The sequence below is a fragment of the Mycobacterium sp. ACS4331 genome (genome assembly GCF_001667265.1).
Lineage (GTDB): Bacteria > Actinomycetota > Actinomycetes > Mycobacteriales > Mycobacteriaceae > Mycobacterium.
In genome coordinates this window covers 89,380-111,022 of the sequence record NZ_LZHW01000093.1, presented here as the reverse complement: position 1 = coordinate 111,022, position 21,643 = coordinate 89,380, and the positions used below count along the sequence as shown (strand labels likewise).

The window sequence follows — 21,643 nt, the reverse complement described above, 5'->3', positions numbered from 1 at the left end:
GAACGGCACTGCCCACCTCTGTTCCAGTCGGCCTTCCAATATGCCCCTCGACATCCGAATGGCGGTTAACATAGTGCGCAGACCACGGTGCCCGGCCCCTCGAGAAGGATGCGCACATGCTCGCGAAGCTGCGTCAGGTGTTGAGCTATCAGTTCACGGTCGCGGAACTGATCGGCCTGGGGCTCATTCTCGGCACGCCATACCTGATCATCGGCGTCATCTGGTCGATGACCCACACCGATCACCTCGACCACCTGACCGGCGCGGACCTGGTGGTGTCATTCCTGGGATCGATCGTGTCCTGGCCGGTCCTGCTGTTCTCCAACGTCTGCATGACATGAGCACGCCCGCCCTGTCGGCGTCCGACACCCGCATCACCATCACGCGGCGCACCGCGCGGTGGGACGACCGCGAGGTGACCGTCGCCGACGCGATGGACTTCTGGTCGTTCGCCGCAGGCGCGGCCAACGTGGTCATGCAGTTGGCGCTGCCCGGTGTCGGGCACGGCGTCGCGGAGAGTGTGGTGGAGTCCGGCAGCCTCATGCACCATCCGTGGAAGCGAGCCCGGACGACGTTCAGCTATCTGGCGGTCGCGATCCTGGGCACCCCGGAGGACAAGGCCGCCTACCGCGAGGCCGTCAACGGCGCCCATCGGCAGGTCAAGTCCACCCCCGAGAGCCCGGTGCAGTACAACGCCTTCGACCGGGACCTTCAGATGTGGGTTGCCGCATGCCTTTTCGTCGGCCTTGAGGACACCTACCAGCTGCTGCGCGGCCAGTTGACGCCGCAGGCCGCGGAGGACTTCTATCGATCGGCGTTCACCCTGGGGACCACCCTTCAGGTGACCGAGGACCAGTGGCCACCCACCCGCACGGCCTTCGACGAGTACTGGAATGCCGCGTGTGCGCGGGTGTCCATGGACGACACCGTCCGCGACTATCTCACCGACCTGATCAACCTGCGCATGATCACCCCCCTGCTGCGCCCGGGCTTCGTCCCGCTGCTGAAGTTCCTCACCACGGGGTTCCTGGCACCGGTGTTCCGCGATGCGCTGGGTGTGACCTGGTCGGCCCGGCGGCAGACGTGGTTCGAGCGCCTGTTCCTGTTCGTCGCGCTGGTGAACCGGTTCCTGCCCAAGTTCATTCGCCAGGGCGGCAGTCAACTGTTGCTGGCCGACATCCGCATCAGGGTGCGCCGTGGAAAGAGGTTGATCTGACGAACGGTGAACTGACCACCCGACACCTGCTCGCGCTGCGCGGCACCCGCGTGGTCAGCCCTCGATCCCGGCAATGATCCGGTCGCAGACCACGTACATCTCCTCGAGCGCGCGCTGCGGGTCGGCGGCCCGCGACACGTAGAGCGCGGCCTCGTCCAGCGCACCGAGCAGCACGTGAGCCGTCGGGCGCAGCGGCGTGGCGGGAATCTCGCCCTCGGCGACGGCCGCGGCGAGCATGCCCTCGATGACGCCGAGCCCGTACTTGACGCCCATCTCACGCCACCGGTCCCACCCCAGCACGGTGGGTGCGTCCACGAGGACGATCTGCTGCACATCGGCCGCCGAACAGTGCTGGAGGAACAACCGGGCGCCCACCCGCATCGCCGCGGCCGGGCCGGCCGGCTCGTGTGCGGCGATGGCGGCACCGACATCGGCCACCAACTGCTTCTCGACCTGTTCGTAGACGGCCGTGAACAGGTCGGCCTTGTCCGCGAACTGGTGGTAGAGCGCACCGCGCGTCACGCCGGCGGCCTCGACGATCTGCTGCGTGGACACCTCGGCGAAACCCCTGGTGGCGAACAGCGCCCGGGCCGCGGACACCAGGTTGGCGCGCGTGGCCGCGGTGCGCTGCGCCTGGGTGCGACGAACTGAACCCTTGACTTCCATACTGCGTGTACGTAACTTTCATACTCAGAGTTTGTAAATTTCGGAACGAGGATAGCCCGCCATGCCACACGTCACGCTGCAGCAGAGCCGAATCGACTACCTCGACCTGGGCCCCATCGACTCACCCCACCCACCCGTCGTCTTCGTGCACGGCATGATCGTCGACGAACGACTCTGGTCGAAGGTCGCGAACGCCCTGGCCGAACGCGGGTACCGCTGCCTTCTTCCGCGCCTGCCCCTGGGCTCCCACACCACGCCCGTCACCGACCGCACGGCCCTGACCCCCCAGGGCCTGGCCGGAATCATCGGCGGCTTCCTCGCCGCCCTGAACCTCGACGACGTCACTCTGGTCGGAAACGACACGGGCGGCGGCCTGTGCCAGTTCCTGATCGACACCCATCCCGAACGCATCGGCAGGCTCGTGCTGACCAACTGCGACGCCTTCGAGGCGTTCCCCCCGTTCCCCTTCGACGCCGTCTTCGCGATGCTGCGCGGGCCCAGGTCGATCTCCGCACTGTTCAACCTGATGCGCCTGCGACCCCTGCGGCACAGCCCCGCGGGCTACGGCCTGCTCGCGACGCACGTCGACCCCGACCTCACGGCGTCCTGGGTGGAGCCGGCCCGCACCGACCCGCGCATCGCGGGTGATCTGGCGGCCATGGCCCGCGGCATCGGGGCCACCGACCTGACGCACGTGGCACCGCGCCTGCACCGATTCACCAAACCGGTACGCCTGGTGTGGGGTTCGGCCGACCGATTCTTCACACCCGCGCTGGGCCGGCGCCTGGCCGCGCTGTTCCCCGACTCGGCGATCACCGAGGTGCCGGGAGCACGGACCTTTGTCCCGCTGGACAATCCCGGCGCGGTGGTCGACGCCATCGTTGCCCTGGCGGAGTCACCCGCCACACCCTGACACGCGCCGATTGCGCTGCGATCCGGGCCCCGGTGGTGTGTAGTCATAAACCGTGATTCCGCTGACCTGGAAACCCGTCGCCAGCAGACCCGAGCCCGACTTCGTGGTCGGCCCCGACGAACGCCTCAGTTGGCCCCGCACGATCGGCATCGGCGCGCAGCACGTCGTGGCGATGTTCGGCGCCACGTTCCTGGTGCCCGTCCTGACCGGTTTCCCGCCGGCCACCACACTGCTGTTCTCGGGCATCGGGACGCTGCTCTTCCTGATCATCACGGGCAACCGCCTGCCGAGCTACCTGGGCTCGAGCTTCTCGGTCATCGCCCCGGTGACGGCCGCCGTCGCCGCCGAGGGGTCCGGAAGCGCACTGGGCGGCCTGATCGCCGTCGGCGTCCTGCTCATCATCATCGGCGCGGTGGTCCACCTGGTCGGCACGCGCTGGATCGACATCGTGCTCCCACCGGTGGTCACTGGAGCGATCGTCGCGCTGATCGGTTTCAACCTCGCCCCCGCGGCCAAGTCCAACTTCGAGAAGGGCCCTCTGGTCGGGCTCGTCACGCTCGTGCTGTTGGTGAGTGCTCTCGCGTTCTTCCGCGGTCTGATCGGCCGCCTGGCGATCTTCGTCGCCGTCGTCCTGGGATATCTGCTGGCGTGGGCGCTCGGCGACGTCGACACCTCGGGCATCGCGGCGGCGAGCTGGTTGGGCCTGCCGGAGTTCCAGACGCCCACCTTCTCCCTGGCCGTGCTGCCGATGTTCCTGCCCGCGGTGATCGCCCTGGTGGCCGAGAACATCGGGCACGTGAAGTCCGTCGGGCAGATGACCGGTGTGGACACCGACCCGCTCACAGGACGTGCCCTGGCCGCCGACGGTGTGGCCACGGTGCTGGCCGGGGCCGGCGGCGGATCGGCCACCACGACGTATGCCGAGAACATCGGCGTGATGGCCGCGACCCGGGTCTACTCGACCGCGGCCTACTGGGTCGCCGGGATCGTCGCGATCGCACTGTCGTTGTGCCCCAAGGTCGGTGCTGTCATCTCCGCCATTCCGGCCGGCGTGCTCGGCGGCGCGACGATCGTGCTGTACGGCCTGGTCGGCGTCCTGGGCATCCGCATCTGGCTGACCAACCGGGTGGACTTCAGCCTGCCGGTCAACCAGATGACCGCGGCGATCGCTCTGATCATCGGCATCGCCGACTTCACCTGGCAGATCGGAGATCTGACGTTCACCGGCATCGCGCTGGGCTCGATCGCGGCGCTGCTGATCTACCACGGGATGCGCGGTCTCGGCGCGCTGCGCGGCGGCCACCCCGAGGCCGTGCCCACCGACGGTATGGTCCGCTAGGCCGGCCCGATCCGCCCGGAGTCGTGCACGAGCAGCCTGCCGTCCACCGGCACGACTTTCAGCCAGCGGTCCTCGGTGTCGTTCCTGCCGCCCTTGACGACGTAGCGGATCCGGGCCACGACGCTGTCGGCGTCGCGCGGTGACACCGACAGCACCTCGACCTTGTGCACGCCCGCCCAGAAGTTCCGGAAGTCGGCATACCCGGTCTTGTTCTGATAGTTGGCGTCGAACATGTCCCAGGCTTCCTCGGTGTGCTTCGGCAGCGCCGAGTAGACCGCGAGCACCAGGTCACGCATGCCTTCGAAGGTCACCTCGCCGGTGGCCATCGTCGTGGGCACCGTCGTGGGCATCGTCGTGGGCGTGGGATACACCGCGGTCGTCGCGGGACCGGCCTGCTGGTCGTCGGACGAACCCGCGTAGAGGGCGAGCCCCAGCACCAGCATGAGCACCGCGAGCACCCCGCCGACCAACAGCCACCGGGACGGACGGGGTTGGGGCCCGGCGGGCGTCGCCGCGGGCAGCAGCCAGTCCTGGTCGGTGCGCATCGCCGGGGGCAACTGGGCGGTCGGCCGGGGCACCCGCCGCGCCGCGGCGTCCGGGTCGGCCAGGGCCTGCGCGAACTGCGTGCACGTGACGAACCTGTCCGCGGGATTCTTCGCCAGCGCTCGCGCCATCACCGCGTCCAGATCCGCGAGGTCGGCACGCACGGCACCGAGCACCCGCGGCGCGGCGTTGAGGTGCTGGCCGATCACCACCGCGGGATTGTCGTCGGAGAACAACGGCGTTCCGGTGAACAGTTCGAAGGCCGTCGCGGCCAGCGAATACTGATCCGACCGGCCGTCCAGCGGTTGCCCCATCAACTGCTCGGGTGACGAGTACGACACCGTCCCCAGCACCGCGTTGGTCCGGGTCAGCCCGTGGGTCTGGTTGAGGCTGCGGGCGATGCCGAAGTCCGCCAACAGAATCCGCCGGACACCCGAGGCGGGATCGGTGAGCAGGATGTTCGCCGGCTTCACGTCACGATGCAGCAGGCCGCGCAGGTGGGCGTAATCCAGGGCGTCCGCGACCGCCGCGACGATCTCAACGACCTGCTGTCGCGGGATACCGGCGGGGTACCGCTCACGCAGCAGCCGGCCCGCGTCGGGGCCGTCGATGTAGTCCATCGAGATCCACAACCGGCCGTGGTCCTCACCGCGGTCGTGCACCCCGATGATGTGCGGGTGGAACAGCGTGGCCACCAGGTCGGCCTCACGGTTGAACCGCTCGCGGAACTCCTCGTTGGCCGACATCTGCGCCGGCAGCACCTTGAGCGCATCCCGGCGCGGCAGCCGCGGATGCGCTGCCAGGTAGACCTCGCCCATGCCACCGGTTCCGATCATTCGCAGAATCCGATAGCCGGCGAAGGATTCGCCGTTGGTCAACGGCATGTGTCAAGTCACCTCCCGACACACGGTGAGACCCGACCATAACAGCCGTCGTTCGCTGGTTTCAGATCGCGTGATTCGGGAAAACCGCCTCTCGGATGAGGACTACTGAGTACGCACCGGGGCGCTTGGCCGATGTGTTCGGCGACCCCTCACACCCCACGCTACTGATGTGGCATGGGATGCAGAGCGATGCCCGAGAAGCGGTCCGTCCACTGGCCACACTCCTCGCCGAACGGGGGTTCGGCGTGGTGGCGGCCGACTGGAACTCACATGCGCCCGATGGCGGACGGGAGGACCTGCTGGGTTCGGTCGCCTTCGCCCAGTCGTGGAGCGACGGCGACGGCCGCCTGGCCCTGCTCGGGTGGTCGCTCGGCGGTGCCGCGGCCGCCGGGCTCACCGTCCACGCCGACCGCTTCGGCATCGACATCACCCACACGGTGTGCCTGGCCGGCGCCTTCACCGCGCCCGACCCGATCTCGGGTGAGCCGGCGGCGGAGGGCCTTTCGGCCGCGCGGATCGGGGCACCCGTAACGCTTCTGCACGGTCTCGCCGACACCGTGGTCCCCGCGGCCGCGAGCCGGGAGTTCGCGACGGCGCTGGAGGAGGTCGGCTGGTCGGTGGACGTCGTCGAACTCCCCGCGGATCACGGTCAGATCGCAGGTGCGCGGTGGGACGCGGCTACCGACCGCTACGTCCCGGCCGACGATGAACCGACCCTGCGGATCGCCGAGGCCGTCGCCGACCACATCGCCGCGGCGCTGCGTTAGGGGCCGAGTGCGCGGCGATGGCGTTTCGCGTGCACAGGGACGCCGTTGGCGCCCTCGATCGACACCGCGTAGGTCCCGACGGCGAACGCGGCGCCGGAGCCCATCACCGCCAGCGCGTCCTCGTTGACGGCCTCGAGGTCATCGCGCGCGGTGTGGTAGTTGGGGTCGAAGGCCACCCCGGCGTCGCCGCCCCACAGCCGCGCCTGGACGGTGGTCTTACGCCCGTCGGCGCCGGTCGTCATCCCGCCGACCGGAATCCCGGCGGCCAGGAAACTCTGGTAGTCGGAGCGCTGTGTCAGCGGCAGATCGGCGGGCCGCCGCCCGGCCAGGTTGAGGTAGGAGGCCAGCGTGCGCTCGATGCCTTCGGACCCGATGGGCACCGGCTCGGCGTCGGCACGTGCCGACTGGTCCCCGTCATAGGTGAAGTACCCGGCGTTCGGAGACCCGAGCATGTCGAAGTTCAGGTACAGCGCAATCGAATTCAGCTCGTCACCGCTCAACCCGTACACGTGGTCGGCCGACCCGGCGAGGTTCTTCTCCTCAGCGCCCCAGAACGCGAACCGGACGGCGTTGGCAACCTTGGGTCGCGCGCCGAGCTGCAGCGCCGTCTCGAGCACCGCGGCCACCCCCGAGGCGTTGTCGTTGATGCCCGGACCCGCCGCCACGCTGTCGAGGTGCGCGCCGACCAACACGATGTCGGTGGTGGCGCCGGTCCTGGTCTGGGCCAGCACATTCTGAGACCGCACCAGCACACTCTTGGCGTCCAGCACGACCCGCACGGGCGTGCTGGTGCGACGCAGCGCCGAACCCGCCTCCGCACCGGCGACCGCCACCGGAATCGTCATCGGCTCGTAGTAGCCCCGCGGGAACAGCCCCGGCTGGCTTGCGGTGCGGCCTCCCGCACTGATCACCACCAGGGCCGCGGCACCTCGCTGCGCCGCCGCATCGTGTTTGTCCACCACGGAGCACCGGGTGTCGTCCACGACGGCGATGCCGCCCTTGACCGCGCTGGGATAGTCCCCGGCCGAACACCCCGCGGCCACGCGTGGCGTGAACACCCGGCCTGTGGTCCCCCCGGCGGGCGTGGGCAGCAGCAGCGAGGCCTGGTCCACCTGGAATGTCCGCGCGCCGACGACGAGGGTGGGCGCGCCCGCCGAGACGGTGTCCAACCGCCGCAGTTCTTCAGTGCGGACCTCAAACCCCTTGTCCCGCAGGAGACCGACAACGTAATCCACGCTGGCCTGGTGACCCGGGGTGCCATCGGCCCGGTTTCCGCCGTGGTCGTGCGCGATCTCGGAGAACCGCTGCAGATGGGTGCGCATCGCATCGATGGTGATCCTGGCCGCCAAGTCCTGCGGCAGCGACGTCTCGGGCGCTGCGGGTGGGGCGGAACCGCAACCGGCCAGCACGGTCACCACCGCACCGGCCGCCGCCGCGGCCCGCCGAACGGTCACGACGGGGCGACGACGTGCCGAGTGCGGTCCGCACGGTCCGGCATGCCGTTCCGCCCGCCCTGGTCCTGCGCGTAGAACGCCGCGACGTAGCCCACCCCCGCGCCCTGGATGCCGAGTGCGGTGCGGTCGATGTGCGCGATGGTGTCGGTGTCCTTGTGGTAGTTCGGGTCGAACGGCTCGTCGGCCTTCCCGTCCCACAGTGTGGCCTGTTCGGCGGTCATCTTCTCCTCGGCGCCCGCGAACAGCCCACCCGAGGGGATACCGGCGAGGGTGAACGCGTCGTAGTCCGACCGTCCGTCGAACGAGGTGTCCTGGGCGACCTTGTCGGCCGAGGCCAGGTAGTCGACCAGCTGCCGTTCGATGCCCGCCGAGCCCTCGGGCACTCGCGGGGCGGCGGCGTCGCGCGTCCGCGGTGCCGACTGGTCTCCGTCATAGGTGAAGTAGCCCGGATTGGGCGAGGCGAGCATGTCGAAATTGAGATACAGCGCAATGTCTTTGAGTTCTTCGACATTCAGCGTCTCGATGTAGCGCGCGGACCCCACCAGGCCCAGCTCCTCGGCGCCCCAGAACCCGAACCGGACAGCGTTGCGCACGTCCGGTTCGGCGCCCAGCTGCAGCGCGGTCTCGAGCACCGCGGCCACCCCGGACCCGTTGTCGTTGATCCCGGGGCCCTCCGGAACGCTGTCGAGGTGCGCGCCGACCATCACCACGTTGCCGGTGGCGCCGGTCTTGGTCTGGGCGATGACGTTGCGGGACTTGAACTTTCGGGTCTGCGCCGAAACCTTGATGGTGACCTGCTCGGGCTTGGCCCGCAGTGTTGCGCCATCGGCTTTGCTCACGCTGACGACGGGCACCGAGACGTCGGTGCCCTCACCCAGCGTGCCGCCCATCTCCTTCTCGTCGACGCTGTTGGCGATGATCACGCCGACCGCACCGCGGGCCACGGCGTTGGCCATCTTCTGCGCGAACGGGCAGGTGCCGCGGTCCACCAGCACGATCGCGCCCGACACCGGAAGTCCGTCGTAGTCGGTCGCGGCGCATCCCGGGGCGTCGCCGGGGCGGGCCGGCACCAGTGGCGCGGTGAGTCCTTCAGGTGGGGTGCCGATCGTGAACTGCAGCGGCATCGCGGTCAGCGAGACACCCCCGGAGGTCACGGTGCCGTTCTCCCCCTTGAACACCCGAACCTCGAACTCGGGGGTCTGCACGTCGAACCCCTTGTCGCGCAGCGCACCGGCGACATAGTCCACGCTGGCGTCGTAGCCGGGCTCGCCTGCCGCGCGGTTACCACCGTGCGCGTCGGCGATGTCCTGCAGTTTCTGCAGGTGCGCCATCAGGGCGTCGGTGTTGATCCGCGCCCGGATGCCATCGGCGAACTTCACCGCATCCGCGCCCTCGCGGATGGCCTGCGGGCCGGCCGCCTCCCGGCCACACGCGCCGACGGCGACGATCAGGGCAACAACGGCGATCAGGGCAGTCACTGCCCGACATATGCGACGCACCCGCCCCAGGTTAGCCGTCCCGCCACGCCTCGATCACCAGGTCCGCCACCGCCCGCATGCCCTCGGCGTTCGGGTGGAACGGCGCGGGGCGGCCGAACAGGAAGGCCAGCGGGAATCCGGCCCCGACGGTCCAGGGCCGCGCGGACCAGGCATGGTGCGCACGGCTCGCGTCGGCGGCCCGCACCAGTTCACACCCCGTGGCCGCGGCGGCCTCGGCGGTCACCTGCGCCAGTCCGGCGGCCAGTCGTCGTCCCAGGTCGGCCTCGGCCTCCGACAGCGGCGGGGCGGGCTGCCCCGGCGGGGGCAGCAGGGTCAGATAGTCCACGAAGAACACCCGGGCCCGCGGCGCGCGGTCGCGCAGGGCTGTCCCGACGGCGCGCATCGAGGCGCCGAGCTCGACGAGCGCGCGCTCGCGGGCGTCGGGGTCCAGCAGGTCGCGCATCCGGGAGCCCAGCACCGGGAGGCGGCGCAGCAGCGCGGGCGACGCGGCGGCCGACAGCATCGGCACGTAGCCGATGTCGTTGCCGCCGATGGTCACCGTGACCAGTGCGGCGTCAGCCGTCACGGCATCGATCTGGGGCGGTGAGCCCAGCTGCGCGTCGGTGAGCAGGTGCGCGGTCGTCGCCCCCGAGTAGGTGACGTCGACCAGATCGAACCCGACCTCGGCGGCGACCAGGTGGGGATAGTTGCGGGCCGACCGTGCCGCGGGCCACGGCGAACCGGGGACGCGCGGCGGGATGCCGGGCCCGGCCGCCATCGAACTGCCGAGCGCGACGTAGCGGCCCGCGGTCACAGGGCCGGACTTGAAGCCTGAGCCCAGAACCGCTTCGGGATGCGGCCCGCGTGTCGGGCGAGGTGACCCGCGGTGACGGCCGCGGCCATCGCGGCGGCCATCGCCGGTGGATCCGCGGCCCTGGTGACCGCGCTGGCCAACAGCACCGCGTCACAGCCCAACTCCATGGCCAGGGCCGCGTCACTGGCCGTGCCGATGCCCGCGTCGAGGATCACCGGCACCTGCGCGGCCGCCACGATCATCTCGATGTTGTGCGGGTTGGCGATGCCCAGGCCCGTGCCGATCGGCGAGCCCAGCGGCATCACCGCGGCGCAGCCCACGTCCTCGAGGCGGCGGGCCAGGACCGGATCGTCCGTCGTGTAGGGCAGCACGACGAAGTCGTCGTCCACCAACTGCTCTGCCGCGCGGACCAATTCGACGGCATCGGGCAGCAGGGTGCGCTCGTCGGCGATCACTTCGAGTTTGACCCAGTTGGTCTGAAGCGCTTCACGGGCGAGCTGGGCCGTCAGCACCGCCTCAGCGGCACCGCGGCAGCCCGCGGTGTTGGGCAGCGGCATGATGCCCAGCCGGTCGAGCAGGTCGAGCACTCCGGTGCCGGTTTCGGCGTCCACCCGGCGCATCGCCACGGTGGTCAGTTCGGTGCCGGAGGCGATCAGCGCCTCCTCGAGGACCGCGAGGTTCGCCGCCCCGCCGGTGCCCAGGATCAACCGTGAGCCGAAGGTGCGGTCCGCGATGGTCAGCTTCGAGTCAACCACCCTGCACCGCCGTCACGACCTCGACGCGGGCGCCGTCGGAAAGTTCGGTGTGCCAGTCGGTTCGGGGCAGTACCGTCCAGTCGACGGCCACCGCGATGCCCTTCTGGGGATAACCGAGGCGCTCCACCAGATCTTCGACCGTGGTGTTGTCGTCGACGTCGAGCTCTTCGTTGTTGACCAGGATCCTCATACCGCAACCCTCGCTTTCAGTTCGGCCGCGATGCGTTCCGCGGTCCACGGCGCCAGCAGGAAACCGGACCGGCCGTGTCCGGCCGCCACGAGCGTGGTGTCATCGAGTCGCCCGACGATCGGCAGGTTGTCGGGCGTCATCGGGCGCAGGCCCGCGGCGCACTCGGCCAGCTCATACTCACCGAGCGCCGGCATCACCTCGCACGCGTCGTCGAGCAGATCCCGCACCCCCGACACCGTGGGTGCGGTGTCCCGCCCGTGTTCGTACTGCGTGGCCCCGACCACCACACCGTCTGCCCGGGGCACCAGGTACACCTGCCTGCCGTGCACCCTTGCACGAATCACCTTCTGCGGCACGGGCATACAGCCCTTGCGCCACCGAAGTCGCAGCACCTCACCCTTGACCGGGCGGATGTCGAGCCCGGGCCACAGGCTTGGCGCGTCCACCCCGTTGGCGACCACCCGCAGATCGGCGTGGACGTCGGACAGGTCGCTCACGGGCCCGGCCCAGGTCACGCCGAGCCGTTCGCAGTGCTCGGTCAGCGCGGCGACCACGGCGCGGTTGTCAACGGACAGTTCGGTGCTCGCGGTGAATCCGTGCCGGATGCCCTGGGCCAGCAGCGGCTCGATGTCACGCGCCGCGGTCGTCGGCTCCACGGGGTGGCCCTGTTCGGCCAGCCAGTCGACCACCGTGCGCAGGTCGGCCGCGTCGGCCCGGTCCACGGCGACCACGAGGGACGCACGCGCGGTCACCACGTTCGGCGGCAGCCCGTCCAGATAGGAGCCGGGCCCCTCGGCGCGCCACAGCTCCAGCGACTCGAGGCCGATGCGCAGCAGCTCCTCTTCACCGGGCCAGGCCTCGCTGTGCGGGGCCAGCATGCCGCCCGCGACCCACGACGCACCGGTCTCGGGGCTGCGGTGCACCCGCACCGACCAGCCCTCCTGCGCCGCTCGACGCGCCACGGAGAGGCCGATGACACCGCCGCCGACGACGGCCAGGCTGGGCGCACCGGTCATGTTGTCCTCCCTATCGCCGGCATGACCCGGATCAGGTTCAACGGTAAGGGCCCTGATGGTCTCGGCCCACTCTCAGCCCGGTTCGCCGGACTCCCGCGTTCACCTGTCCAGGGTACTCAAACCGCCCTGGGTAGCCTCTACGCGTGACCCGACTACCCCTGGACCGACTGGCCGACGCGCGCCTGTACCTGTGCACCGACGCGCGCCGCGAGCGCGGTGACCTCGCCGAGTTCGCCGAGGCCGCGCTGGCCGGCGGCGTCGACATCATCCAGCTGCGTGACAAGGGTTCGGCCGGTGAACGCGAGTTCGGCCCGCTCGAGGCCGCCCAGGAACTCGAGGCGCTGGCGGTGCTGGCCGACGCCGCGCATCGGCACGGCGCGCTGGTCGCGGTCAACGACAGGGCCGACATCGCGCGCGCGGCCGACGCCGACGTGCTGCATCTGGGCCAGGACGATCTGCCGCTGCACGTGGCGCGGGACATCATCGGCGCGCGGCCGTTGATCGGCCGGTCCACGCATGACGCGGCACAGGTCGCCGCGGCCGTCGACGAGGCGGTGGACTACTTCTGCGTCGGCCCGTGCTGGCCCACGCCCACCAAACCGGGTCGGCCCGCACCGGGATTGGACCTGGTCCGCACCGCGGCGCAGTCCGGCACCGACAAGCCCTGGTTCGCGATCGGCGGCATCGATCTGCCCCGAGTCCGTGACGTGGTCGCCGCAGGGGCGACCCGCATCGTGGTGGTCCGGGCCATCACCGCGGCGCCGGACCCGGCCGCCGCGGCCGCCGAACTGAAGTCGGCCCTACAGCTGGGCTGACCCCGGCAGCGGGATGTCCGCCACCACCTCGCGCAGCCGTTGCCAACTGGCCGCGAAGCCGGGGTGCAGCGGCAGGTGCGCGACCTCGTCTTCGGGGACCCAGCGCAGTTCGGAACTCTCCCGGTTGGGCACGGTGGCCAGCAGCGACGGCGCGTCGGCGATCACGGTCGTGTACGTCCAGCGGGTGCTGCCGTCGTCCGAGCCGACCTCCGCGGTCACCACGCTGGTCCGGACGGTGAGCTGATCCGCGGGCAGGCCCGCCTCCTCGTGGGCCTCCCGGACCGCGGCCTGCTCGGGCGTCTCATGGCTGTCGCGCGCACCACCGGGCAGACCCCAGGTCCCGCCCTGATGGCTCCATGGCGCCCGGTGCTGCAACAGCACCGCGAACGATCCATCGGCGCGCAGGGCGCGCAACAACAGGCCGGCCGCACCGTGGCGACCCCAGTAGTGGGCGCCGCTCTCGGAAATCACCCAACCGTCTCCGTCACCACGCACGCGCTCCACAATATGCGGGCGCGACCCGGATGTGCGCGCCTGACGCCGCGTCTCCCGTGCGATCACGCCCCATCAGTCACACGAGGCTCTTAGACTCGCTCTTAGGATTGTGGCGACTGACACAGATACGAAACCGCAGAAAGTGGGTTGACGGTGACGGTGGAGCTGACGCACCCGTCGACGGAGCCGCTGGCGTCCCGTTCACCCACCGACTCCCACCAACCCCGGCGCTGGTTTCTGTGGACCACTCCCGGGCGGATTCTCGCGCTCGGCGCGATCCTGGCGATGCTCGGTGTGCTCAGCGCGTTCGCCACGTCGACGACCATCGACCATCGCCAGCAGGCGCTGACCACGGTGCTCGACCACACCGAACCCCTGTCGTTCGCGGCGGGCGAGCTCTACACCACGCTGTCGGTCGCCGACGCCGCGGCCGCGACCGCGTTCATCGCGGGCGCCGAACCCCGCCCGGTCAGGCAACGCTACGAACAGGCGATCACCGATGCGGCCGCGGCGCTCACCCGCGCGGCCCGCGGGCTGTCCGACGAGGACATGGGTCAACTGCTCGGCCGGATCAACGCCAACCTCGCGGTCTACACCGGACTGATCGAGACGGCCCGGACCAACAACCGCGCGGGCAATCCGGTCGGATCGTCGTACCTGTCGGAGGCGTCGTCACTGATGCAGGGCACGATCCTGCCGGACGCGCAGCGGCTCTACGAGGAGATGTCCTCCCGCGTCGACGCCGAGACCACTGCCTCAACGCGGATTCCGGCGCCGGTGATCCTGGTGGTGACCGCCACGATCCTGTTCGGCGCGTTCGCGCACAGGTGGCTGGGCCGGCGCACCCGGCGACGGGTCAACATCGGGCTGGTCGCCGGCGGGCTCGCGATCCTGATCATGGTGATCTGGGTGGGCACGGCGCTGGTCATCTCCACCGCGGTGAGCCGCAGCGCGAAGGACACCGCCGCGGAGTCGCTCAAGACCGTCACCAACCTCGCGATCACCGCCCAGCAGGCCCGCGCCGACGAGACCCTGTCGTTGATCCGCCGCGGCGACGCCGATGTCCGCAAGCAGTCCTACTACCAGCGCATCGAGGACATGCAGCGCCAACTCTCGGATTACCTCGAACAGCAGGATTCGATCGACAAGACCGACCTGGCCAACGCCAACACCCTGCTGGCCCGGTGGCGGGCCGCCGACGAACGCATCAACGCCTACATCTCGGTGGGCAACTACCAGGCCGCCACGCAGGTCGCGCTCGGCACGGGCGAGGACGACTCGACTCCGGCCTTCGACAAACTGGAGGCCGCGTTGAGCGCGGGCATCCAGGAGAGCCGCAGCCAACTGCGCCGCGACATCGCCAGCGCCCGCCGCGTGCTGTCCGGCGCGACGATCGGCGGTGTGGTGTTGTCGCTGGGCGCCGCGATGGCGGTGGCCCTGGGACTGTGGCCGCGGATGGCGGAGTACCGATGAACCGCTGGCGCAATGTGTGCGCGGCCGTGGCGGCGGTCGTGCTGACCGGTGTCACGGCCTGCGGGCAGGCGCCGCCGGAGGCCGTGGTCCCGACGTTGACGCTGTCACCGCCCACTCCCGCAGGGCTGCAGGAACTCGCCCCGGAGATCGCGCCGCCACCGGTCACCGACGACGACTGCGATCGCACCGCCAGCCTGCGCCCGTTCCCCAACCGAGACGATGCGCGGGAGGCGGTCACCAACATCCGCAACCGCGGCCGGCTGATCGTCGGTCTGGACATCGGGTCCAACCTGTTCTCCTTCCGAGATCCGATCACCGGGGAGATCACCGGGTTCGACGTGGACATCGCCGGCGAGGTGGCGCGCGACATCTTCGGCACCCCGACGCAGGTCGAGTACCGGATCCTGTCGTCTGCCGACCGCATCAACGCCCTGCGCAACAACCAGGTCGACATCGTGGTGAAGACCATGACGATCACCTGTGAACGCCGCCAGCAGGTCAACTTCTCGACCGTGTATCTGACCGCCTACCAACGCATCCTGGTCCCACGGGACTCGGCGATCAGTCAGGCCTCGGACCTGTCGGGGCGCCGGGTGTGCGCGGTCGAGGGCACCACGTCGCTGCAGCGGATCCAGCGGATCACCCCGGCGCCGATCATCATCTCGGTGGTGACCTGGGCCGACTGCCTGGTGGCCATCCAGCAGCGTCAGGTCGACGCCGTCAGCACCGACGACACGATCCTGGCGGGCCTGGCCGCCCAGGATCCCTTCCTGCACATCGTCGGCCCGAGCATGGCCCAGGAGCCCTACGGCATCGGCATCAACCTCGAGAACACGCCACTGGTCCGGTTCGTCAACGGGACGCTGGACCGGATCCGGCGGGACGGCACGTGGACCACGCTGTACCGCAAATGGTTGAGCGTCCTCGGTCCGGTTCCCGCTCCCCCGACCGCCCGGTACCTGGACTAGGGGGTGGACATGACCGACGACGACACGGCTGAACCGATCGACGAGGGGCCGGGCACCCAGCCCGCCGAAGTCGAGTTCGACTCGACCTCGACCATGCGCCCGATGGCCACACAGGCGATCTTCCGGCCCAACTTCGACGATGACGACGACTTCTCCACCACGGGCACCGAACCGCAGGACCACCCGACGGCGATCACCCGCACGATCGCCCCCACCAGGCGCCTCGGTGGCGGACTCGTCGAGATCCCGCGCGTGCCGGAGATCGACCCACTGGCAGCGCTGATGAGCAATCCGGTGGTCGCCGAGTCCAAGCGGTTCTGCTGGAACTGCGGTAAGCCGGTGGGCCGGTCCAGCGCGGACGGCGAAGCCCTGTCCGAGGGCTGGTGCCCGTACTGCGGCAGCGCGTATTCGTTTCTGCCGCAACTGGGTCCGGGCGACATGGTCGCCGACCAGTACGAGATCAAGGGCTGTGTCGCGCACGGCGGTCTGGGCTGGGTGTACCTGGCGGTGGACCACAACGTCAACGAACGACCCGTGGTCCTCAAGGGTCTGGTGCATTCCGGTGACGCCGAGGCCCAGGCCATCGCGATGGCCGAACGGCAGTTCCTGGCCGAGGTCGCGCACCCGTCGATCGTCAAGATCTTCAACTTCGTCGAGCACCCCGACAACCACGGCGACCCGGTCGGCTACATCGTCATGGAGTACGTCGGCGGGACCTCGCTGAAGCAGAGCAGCCGGGAGCGACTGCCGGTCGCCCAGGCCATCGCCTACATGCTCGAGATCCTGCCCGCGCTGGGCTATCTGCACTCGATCGGCCTGTGCTACAACGACCTCAAGCCCGAGAACATCATGCTGACCGAGGAACAGCTCAAGCTGATCGACCTCGGCGCGGTCTCGCGGATCAACTCGTTCGGATACCTCTACGGCACGCCCGGTTATCAGGCGCCCGAGATCGTGCGCACCGGCCCCACAGTGCAGACCGACATCTACACCGTGGGCCGAACCCTGGCCGCGCTGACGTGCAGACTGCGCACCAAGAACGGCCGCTACGTCGACGGCCTTCCCGACGACGATCCGGTGCTGACCCGCTACGACAGCTTCGCCCGCCTCCTGCGCCGCGCGATCGATCCCGACCCGCGCCGGCGGTTCGCCACCACCGAGGAGATGTCGGCACAGCTGCTCGGCGTGCTGCGGGAGGTGGTGGCCAACGACACGGGCGTGCCGCGTCCCGGTCTGTCGACGGTGTTCAGTCCGTCGCGGGCGACGTTCGGGGTGGATCTGCTGGTCGCCCACACCGATGTGTACCTCGACGGCAAGCCGCATTCGGAGAAGCTGACGGCGGCCGAGATCGTCACGGCCCTGCCGGTGCCGCTCGTCGACCCCACCGATGTCGGGGCCACGGTGCTCAGCGCGACGCTGCTGTCCCAGCCCGTGCAGACCCTGGACTCGCTGCGCGCGGCACGCCACGGCACGCTGGACTCCGACGGCATCGACCTCGCCGACTCGGTGGAACTGCCGCTGATGGAGGTCCGGGCGCTGCTGGACCTCGGCGATGTCGCCAAGGCCACCCGCAAGCTCGACGACCTGGCCGAGCGGGTCGGCTGGCGCTGGCGGCTGGTCTGGTTCCGCGCCGTCTCAGAACTTCTGACGGCCGACTATGACTCGGCGACAAAGCATTTCACTGAGGTGCTGGACATGCTGCCGGGCGAGATCGCGCCCAAGCTGGCGCTGGCGGCGACCGCCGAACTGGCCCGCAACACCGACGAGGCCAAGTTCTACAAGACCGTGTGGAACACCGACAACGGCGTCGTGTCCGCGGGCTTCGGCCTGGCCCGTGCGCAGTCGGCCGAGGGCGAACGCGAGGCCGCGGTCAAGACGCTCGATCAGGTGCCGCCGACGTCGCGGCATTTCACCACTGCGCGACTCACCAGCGCGGTGACGCTGTTGTCGGGACGGTCGATCAGCGAGGCCACCGAACAGCAGATCCGGGATGCCGCGCGTCGCGTCGAGGTGCTGCCCGAATCCGAACCCCGCGTGCTGCAGATCCGCGCGCTCGTGTTGGGCACCGCGTTGGACTGGATCGCCGACAACGAGGCCAGCACCAACCACATCCTGGGCTTCCCGTTCACCCAGCACGGTCTGCAGTTGGGCGTTGAGGCGAGCCTGCGGGCGCTGGCACGTCAGGCGCCCACGCGCGAGCATCGGTATGCGCTGGTGGACATGGCCAATACGGTCCGCCCGATGAGCACCTTCTGATCTTCCGCGAGCAGCAGCGGCGTCACTGGTCGGCCGAATCCCCCGAATCCCCCGGATCCACCACCGCGGCACACGCCCGCGCGATGGCCAACTCCTCGTCGGTCGGGATCACCAGCACCTTGGTCGGCGAGTTCTCCGCCGAGATCACCCGCGCACCGCGCGCCGGACTCTCGTTGAGATGCTCGTCGATCTCCACCCCGAGCGGTGCCAGGCCGGTCAGGGCGTCACGTCGCACCTGGGCGTCGTTCTCACCGACGCCGGCGGTGAACGTGATCGCGTGGGTGTCGCCCAGGACGGCCAGATAGGCCCCGATGTACTTGCGCAGGCGGTGGATGTAGACCTCGTAGGCCAATCGCGCGTCGGCGGATCCGGCCTCGATGGCCTTGTGCAGTTCGCGGAAATCGTTGTCCCCGGACAGACCTCGCACTCCGGAGCGCCGATTCAGCATCGACTCGATCTCCGAGACCGGCATCTTCGCCGTGCGGGCCAGGTAGAACACCAGCCCCGGGTCGACGTCACCGCTGCGGGTGCCCATCACCAACCCCTCCATGGGTGTCAGCCCCATCGAGGTGTCCACCGGGCGGCCCCCCGCGATCGCCGAGGCCGATGCCCCGTTGCCCAGATGAAGCACGATCTGGTTGAGGGCGGACAGCGGGACGTCAAGGAACTTCGCGGCCTGCTGGCTCACGTACTCGTGGGAGGTTCCGTGGAAGCCGTATCGGCGGATCTGCCACTGCCGCGCGACCTCTCGATCGATCGCGTACGTCGCCGCGACCTCGGGCAGGTCGTGGAAGAACGCCGTGTCGAAGACCGCGACGTGCGGCACGTCGGGCAGGATTCTGCGCGCCACCTCGATGCCCAGCACCGCGGGCGGATTGTGCAGCGGCGCAAGCGCGGACAGCGCGTCGATCTTGGCCACGAACGCGTCATCGATCAGGGTGGGGCGGTAGAGGTCCCGTCCGCCGTGGACCACCCGATGCCCGACCGCGACCAGTCCGAGGGTTTCGAGGTGGCCGCCGACCTCGGCGAACAGATCGAATGTCAGGCGCAGCGCGGCGTCGTGATCGGCCACCGACCGTTCCCGCTCGACCTTGAGACCGCCGAACTCCAGGCGCGCCAGCGAGTGGTCGTCACCGATCCGCTCGATGATCCCGTCGGCCACTGACACACCCGATTCCGGTTGTACAAGGCTGTATTTCACCGACGAGGAGCCAGAGTTCAACACCAGAACCGTTCGCTGCACTGCTCAGCTCCTCTGCGCCTGGATCGCCGTGATCGCCACGGTGTTGACGATGTCCTCGACCAGCGCACCGCGGGACAGGTCGTTGACCGGTTTGTTCAGGCCCTGCAGCACCGGACCGATCGCGATCGCCCCGGCACTGCGCTGCACAGCCTTGTAGGTGTTGTTGCCGGTGTTGAGGTCCGGGAAGATCAGCACCGTGGCGCGCCCGGCGACGGGCGAGTCCGGCATCTTGGTGACCGCGACGGACGGTTCGACGGCCGCATCGTATTGAATGGGCCCCTCCACCAACAGTTCGGGAGCGCGCTGGCGCACCAGTTCGGTTGCGGTGCGGACCTTGTCGACGTCCGCGCCGGTGCCGGAACTGCCGGTCGAATAGGACAGCATCGCCACTCGGGGATCGATGCCGAACTGGGCCGCGGTGCGCGCGGAGCTGATCGCGATGTCGGCCAGCTGCTCGGCCGTGGGGTCGGGCACGATCGCACAGTCCCCGTAGGCCAGCACGCGGTCCGCCAGGCACATCAGAAAGATGCTCGACACCGTCGAGACATCGGGTTGCGTCTTGATGATCTCGAACGCGGGGCGCACGGTGTGCGCCGTGGTGTGCGCGGCGCCCGACACCATGCCGTCGACGAGATCGTTGTACACCAGCATGGTGCCGAAGTACGACACATCGTGGATGATCTCGCGAGCGTGGTCGACCGTGACACCCTTGTGCCTGCGCAGTTCGGCGTACTGCTGCGCGAACTGATCGCAGTACTGGCTGGTCTTCGGATTGATGAGGGTGGCCGACGACAGGTCGACACCGAGTTCCGCTGCCCGGGAACGGATCTGGGCCTCGTCGCCGAGTATCGTCAGATCGGCGACGCCACGCTGCAGCAGTCGGCCCGCTGCCGCCAGGATGCGGTCGTCCTCCCCCTCCGGCAGCACGATCCGCCTGCGTAAAGACCGCGCTCGGTCCAGAAGCTCATAGGTGAACATCTGCGGCGTGGTGACCGTCGGAATAGGGATCGACAGCACTGTGAGCAGGTCATCGAGGTTCACATGCTGTTCCATGAGTTCGATGGCGGTGTCGATCTTGCGCTGCGACGTCACCGTGACACGCCCCCGCGTGCCGGCCACCGCGCTCGCGGTGTGGAAGGTGCCCAGGTCCGTCGCGATGATGGGAAGGCGCAGGCCGAGGCCGTCGACCAGGGCCGCTATCGACGGGTGCAGCGGCAGGCCTCCGTTGAGGATCACAGTGGACAACGACGGGAACCCCTCGGCCGCATGCGCGCTCATGACGGCCAGCACGACGTCGGACCGATCCCCGGGGGTGATCACGGCCATCCCCTCGCGCAGCCGCTCCAGCACGTGCTCGGCGGTCATGCCCGCCACCAGGACGGCCATCGCCTCACGTCCGAGCAGTGCCTCGTCGCCCTTGATCAGCGTGCCGCCCACGGCCTCGCGCAACTCGCCGACAGAGGGCGCGACCAGCAGCGGATCCTCCGGCAGGACGTAGGACTTCAGCCCGAATCTGCCGAGCGCCTCGGCCACCGCGGTCAGCTGGTCCGGGTCACAGCGGTTGGCGACGATGGCCGCGGTGTACGCATGCTGACCGGAGATCTCGTCGAGACAGAGTCCGACCAACTGCGCGACGTCGTCGGGCGTGCGTTCCCTCGCGTGCACCGCGAGCACCAGCGGCGCACCCAGATTGGCCGCGATCCTCGCATTGACCGACAGTTCGGACGGACTCGCGATATCGGTGTAGTCGCTCCCCACGATCACCACGACATCGCAGCGATCCGCCACGGCGTGATAGCGGTCGACGATCGTGACCATCGCGGCGTCGGTGTCCTCATGCAACTGCTGATAGCTCACGCCCACGCACTGCTCGTAGCTCAGTCCCGCGGTGGTCTGATCGAGGAGGAGTTCGAGAATGTAGTCCCGGTCCTCGCCGAGTCGGGTGATGGGCCGGAACACCCCCACGCGGGGCGCGGTCGCGGCCAGCCGGCGCAGAATGCCGAGGGCAATCGTCGACTTACCGGTGTCACCTTCCGGCGACGCGATGTAGATGCCGGAGGCGCGGCCGTTGTCCACCATGTCTCCAGCCTTGCACGGGAAGCACCCCGCTTATGCGGCAGCCACCGACCCCGACACCCACACGCTTGCGTTAGTGCAATTTCAGCAAATCCTTTATCGGCGGCGCGGTCTCAAATGTATAACGCTACAACGTGATTGTGGCGAAACTCACAGGAAAGAATGCGTCATTTGGGACATTTGTCACTAGGCCTTTCAACTGCGGTTATGTTCTCATGGTCCGTCCGCGGCGCTGCGACAAAGGATGAGACATGACAGTTTCAGCAAATATGAATGGCGCTC

The 21,643-nt window shown here is 69.3% G+C and carries 20 protein-coding genes and 1 riboswitch; of the genes, 9 read left to right on the top strand and 11 right to left on the bottom strand.

Annotated elements, in window-relative coordinates; translation table 11 throughout:
- Positions 1-116 precede the first annotated feature (116 nt).
- Both A5727_RS21955 and A5727_RS21950 read left to right on the top strand, forming a co-directional pair.
- Positions 117-341 (top strand): hypothetical protein, encoded by a 225-nt coding sequence (locus tag A5727_RS21955; RefSeq protein WP_068254992.1) that lies wholly within the window; start codon positions 117-119, stop codon positions 339-341.
- Positions 338-1,216, top strand: coding sequence for an oxygenase MpaB family protein (locus A5727_RS21950; RefSeq protein WP_068254989.1), 879 nt, complete (start codon positions 338-340; stop codon positions 1,214-1,216). Before A5727_RS21955 ends, A5727_RS21950 begins: the two co-directional genes overlap by 4 nt.
- 54 nt (positions 1,217-1,270) lie before the next feature.
- On the opposite strand, the gene A5727_RS21945 is transcribed toward A5727_RS21950, so the two are convergent.
- On the bottom strand, positions 1,271-1,882 hold the full coding sequence (locus A5727_RS21945; protein WP_068254984.1) for a TetR/AcrR family transcriptional regulator: 612 nt from the start codon (positions 1,880-1,882) through the stop codon (positions 1,271-1,273).
- A gap of 61 nt (positions 1,883-1,943) precedes the next feature.
- Here A5727_RS21945 and A5727_RS21940 point away from each other — a divergent pair, with 61 nt between their 5' ends.
- Complete coding sequence (locus tag A5727_RS21940; protein ID WP_068254981.1) at positions 1,944-2,795, top strand: alpha/beta fold hydrolase; 852 nt, start codon at positions 1,944-1,946, stop codon at positions 2,793-2,795.
- Positions 2,796-2,847: 52 nt separating this feature from the next.
- A complete protein-coding gene (locus A5727_RS21935) occupies positions 2,848-4,134 on the top strand; it encodes a uracil-xanthine permease family protein (RefSeq protein WP_068254978.1) in 1,287 nt (428 codons plus the stop codon).
- Here the strand turns inward: A5727_RS21935 and A5727_RS21930 are convergent.
- Entirely contained in the window at positions 4,131-5,561 is a 1,431-nt protein-coding gene (locus A5727_RS21930; protein WP_068254975.1) for a serine/threonine-protein kinase, read from the bottom strand. The two genes, A5727_RS21935 and A5727_RS21930, sit on opposite strands and share 4 nt — an antisense overlap.
- A gap of 95 nt (positions 5,562-5,656) precedes the next feature.
- Here A5727_RS21930 and A5727_RS21925 point away from each other — a divergent pair, with 95 nt between their 5' ends.
- Positions 5,657-6,328, top strand: a complete 672-nt coding sequence (locus A5727_RS21925; RefSeq protein WP_068254971.1) for an alpha/beta hydrolase family protein — start codon at positions 5,657-5,659, stop codon at positions 6,326-6,328.
- Here A5727_RS21925 and A5727_RS21920 read toward each other — a convergent pair.
- The 6 genes from A5727_RS21920 to thiO all read right to left on the bottom strand — a co-directional run bounded on the left by A5727_RS21920 (position 6,325) and on the right by thiO (position 12,035).
- Positions 6,325-7,782, bottom strand: coding sequence for a M28 family peptidase (locus tag A5727_RS21920; RefSeq protein ID WP_068254968.1), 1,458 nt, complete (start codon positions 7,780-7,782; stop codon positions 6,325-6,327). The two genes, A5727_RS21925 and A5727_RS21920, sit on opposite strands and share 4 nt — an antisense overlap.
- Positions 7,779-9,281: a M28 family metallopeptidase gene (locus tag A5727_RS21915; protein ID WP_157521504.1), complete on the bottom strand. Its 1,503-nt coding sequence runs from the start codon at positions 9,279-9,281 to the stop codon at positions 7,779-7,781. Before A5727_RS21915 ends, A5727_RS21920 begins: the two co-directional genes overlap by 4 nt.
- 10 nt (positions 9,282-9,291) lie before the next feature.
- Entirely contained in the window at positions 9,292-10,074 is a 783-nt protein-coding gene (locus tag A5727_RS21910) for an SGNH/GDSL hydrolase family protein (RefSeq protein ID WP_286150231.1), read from the bottom strand.
- On the bottom strand, positions 10,071-10,829 hold the full coding sequence (locus A5727_RS21905; RefSeq protein WP_068254967.1) for a thiazole synthase: 759 nt from the start codon (positions 10,827-10,829) through the stop codon (positions 10,071-10,073). The genes A5727_RS21910 and A5727_RS21905 overlap by 4 nt, the downstream gene beginning before the upstream one ends.
- Entirely contained in the window at positions 10,822-11,019 is a 198-nt protein-coding gene (gene thiS, locus A5727_RS21900; RefSeq protein ID WP_068254963.1) for a sulfur carrier protein ThiS, read from the bottom strand. Before thiS ends, A5727_RS21905 begins: the two co-directional genes overlap by 8 nt.
- Positions 11,016-12,035, bottom strand: coding sequence for a glycine oxidase ThiO (thiO, locus tag A5727_RS21895; protein ID WP_068255057.1), 1,020 nt, complete (start codon positions 12,033-12,035; stop codon positions 11,016-11,018). Before thiO ends, thiS begins: the two co-directional genes overlap by 4 nt.
- Positions 12,026-12,142: riboswitch (TPP riboswitch) on the bottom strand. (Overlaps the previous gene by 10 nt.)
- A gap of 51 nt (positions 12,143-12,193) precedes the next feature.
- Between thiO and thiE the strand changes: the two genes are divergently transcribed.
- Positions 12,194-12,850 (top strand): thiamine phosphate synthase, encoded by a 657-nt coding sequence (thiE, locus tag A5727_RS21890; protein ID WP_502687700.1) that lies wholly within the window; start codon positions 12,194-12,196, stop codon positions 12,848-12,850.
- Here the strand turns inward: thiE and A5727_RS21885 are convergent.
- A complete protein-coding gene (locus A5727_RS21885) occupies positions 12,836-13,345 on the bottom strand; it encodes an NUDIX hydrolase (protein ID WP_068254957.1) in 510 nt (169 codons plus the stop codon). The genes thiE and A5727_RS21885 overlap by 15 nt on opposite strands.
- A gap of 153 nt (positions 13,346-13,498) precedes the next feature.
- Here A5727_RS21885 and glnX point away from each other — a divergent pair, with 153 nt between their 5' ends.
- The 3 genes from glnX to A5727_RS21870 are packed head-to-tail and all read left to right on the top strand — an operon-like array spanning position 13,499 to position 18,042.
- The gene (gene glnX, locus A5727_RS21880) at positions 13,499-14,818 is read left to right on the top strand and encodes a protein kinase G-activating protein GlnX (RefSeq protein WP_068254954.1); all 1,320 of its coding nucleotides are present in this window, start codon (positions 13,499-13,501) and stop codon (positions 14,816-14,818) included.
- The gene (locus A5727_RS21875) at positions 14,815-15,786 is read left to right on the top strand and encodes a glutamate ABC transporter substrate-binding protein (RefSeq protein ID WP_082949956.1); all 972 of its coding nucleotides are present in this window, start codon (positions 14,815-14,817) and stop codon (positions 15,784-15,786) included. Before glnX ends, A5727_RS21875 begins: the two co-directional genes overlap by 4 nt.
- Before the next feature lie 9 nt (positions 15,787-15,795).
- Entirely contained in the window at positions 15,796-18,042 is a 2,247-nt protein-coding gene (locus A5727_RS21870) for a serine/threonine-protein kinase PknG (RefSeq protein WP_068255052.1), read from the top strand.
- Between the two features lie 22 nt (positions 18,043-18,064).
- Here A5727_RS21870 and A5727_RS21865 read toward each other — a convergent pair whose 3' ends face one another.
- Complete coding sequence (locus A5727_RS21865) at positions 18,065-19,285, bottom strand: acetate kinase (RefSeq protein ID WP_068254951.1); 1,221 nt, start codon at positions 19,283-19,285, stop codon at positions 18,065-18,067.
- 3 nt (positions 19,286-19,288) lie between these two features.
- Positions 19,289-21,364, bottom strand: coding sequence for a phosphate acetyltransferase (gene pta / locus A5727_RS21860; protein ID WP_068254947.1), 2,076 nt, complete (start codon positions 21,362-21,364; stop codon positions 19,289-19,291).
- Positions 21,365-21,643 lie beyond the last annotated feature (279 nt).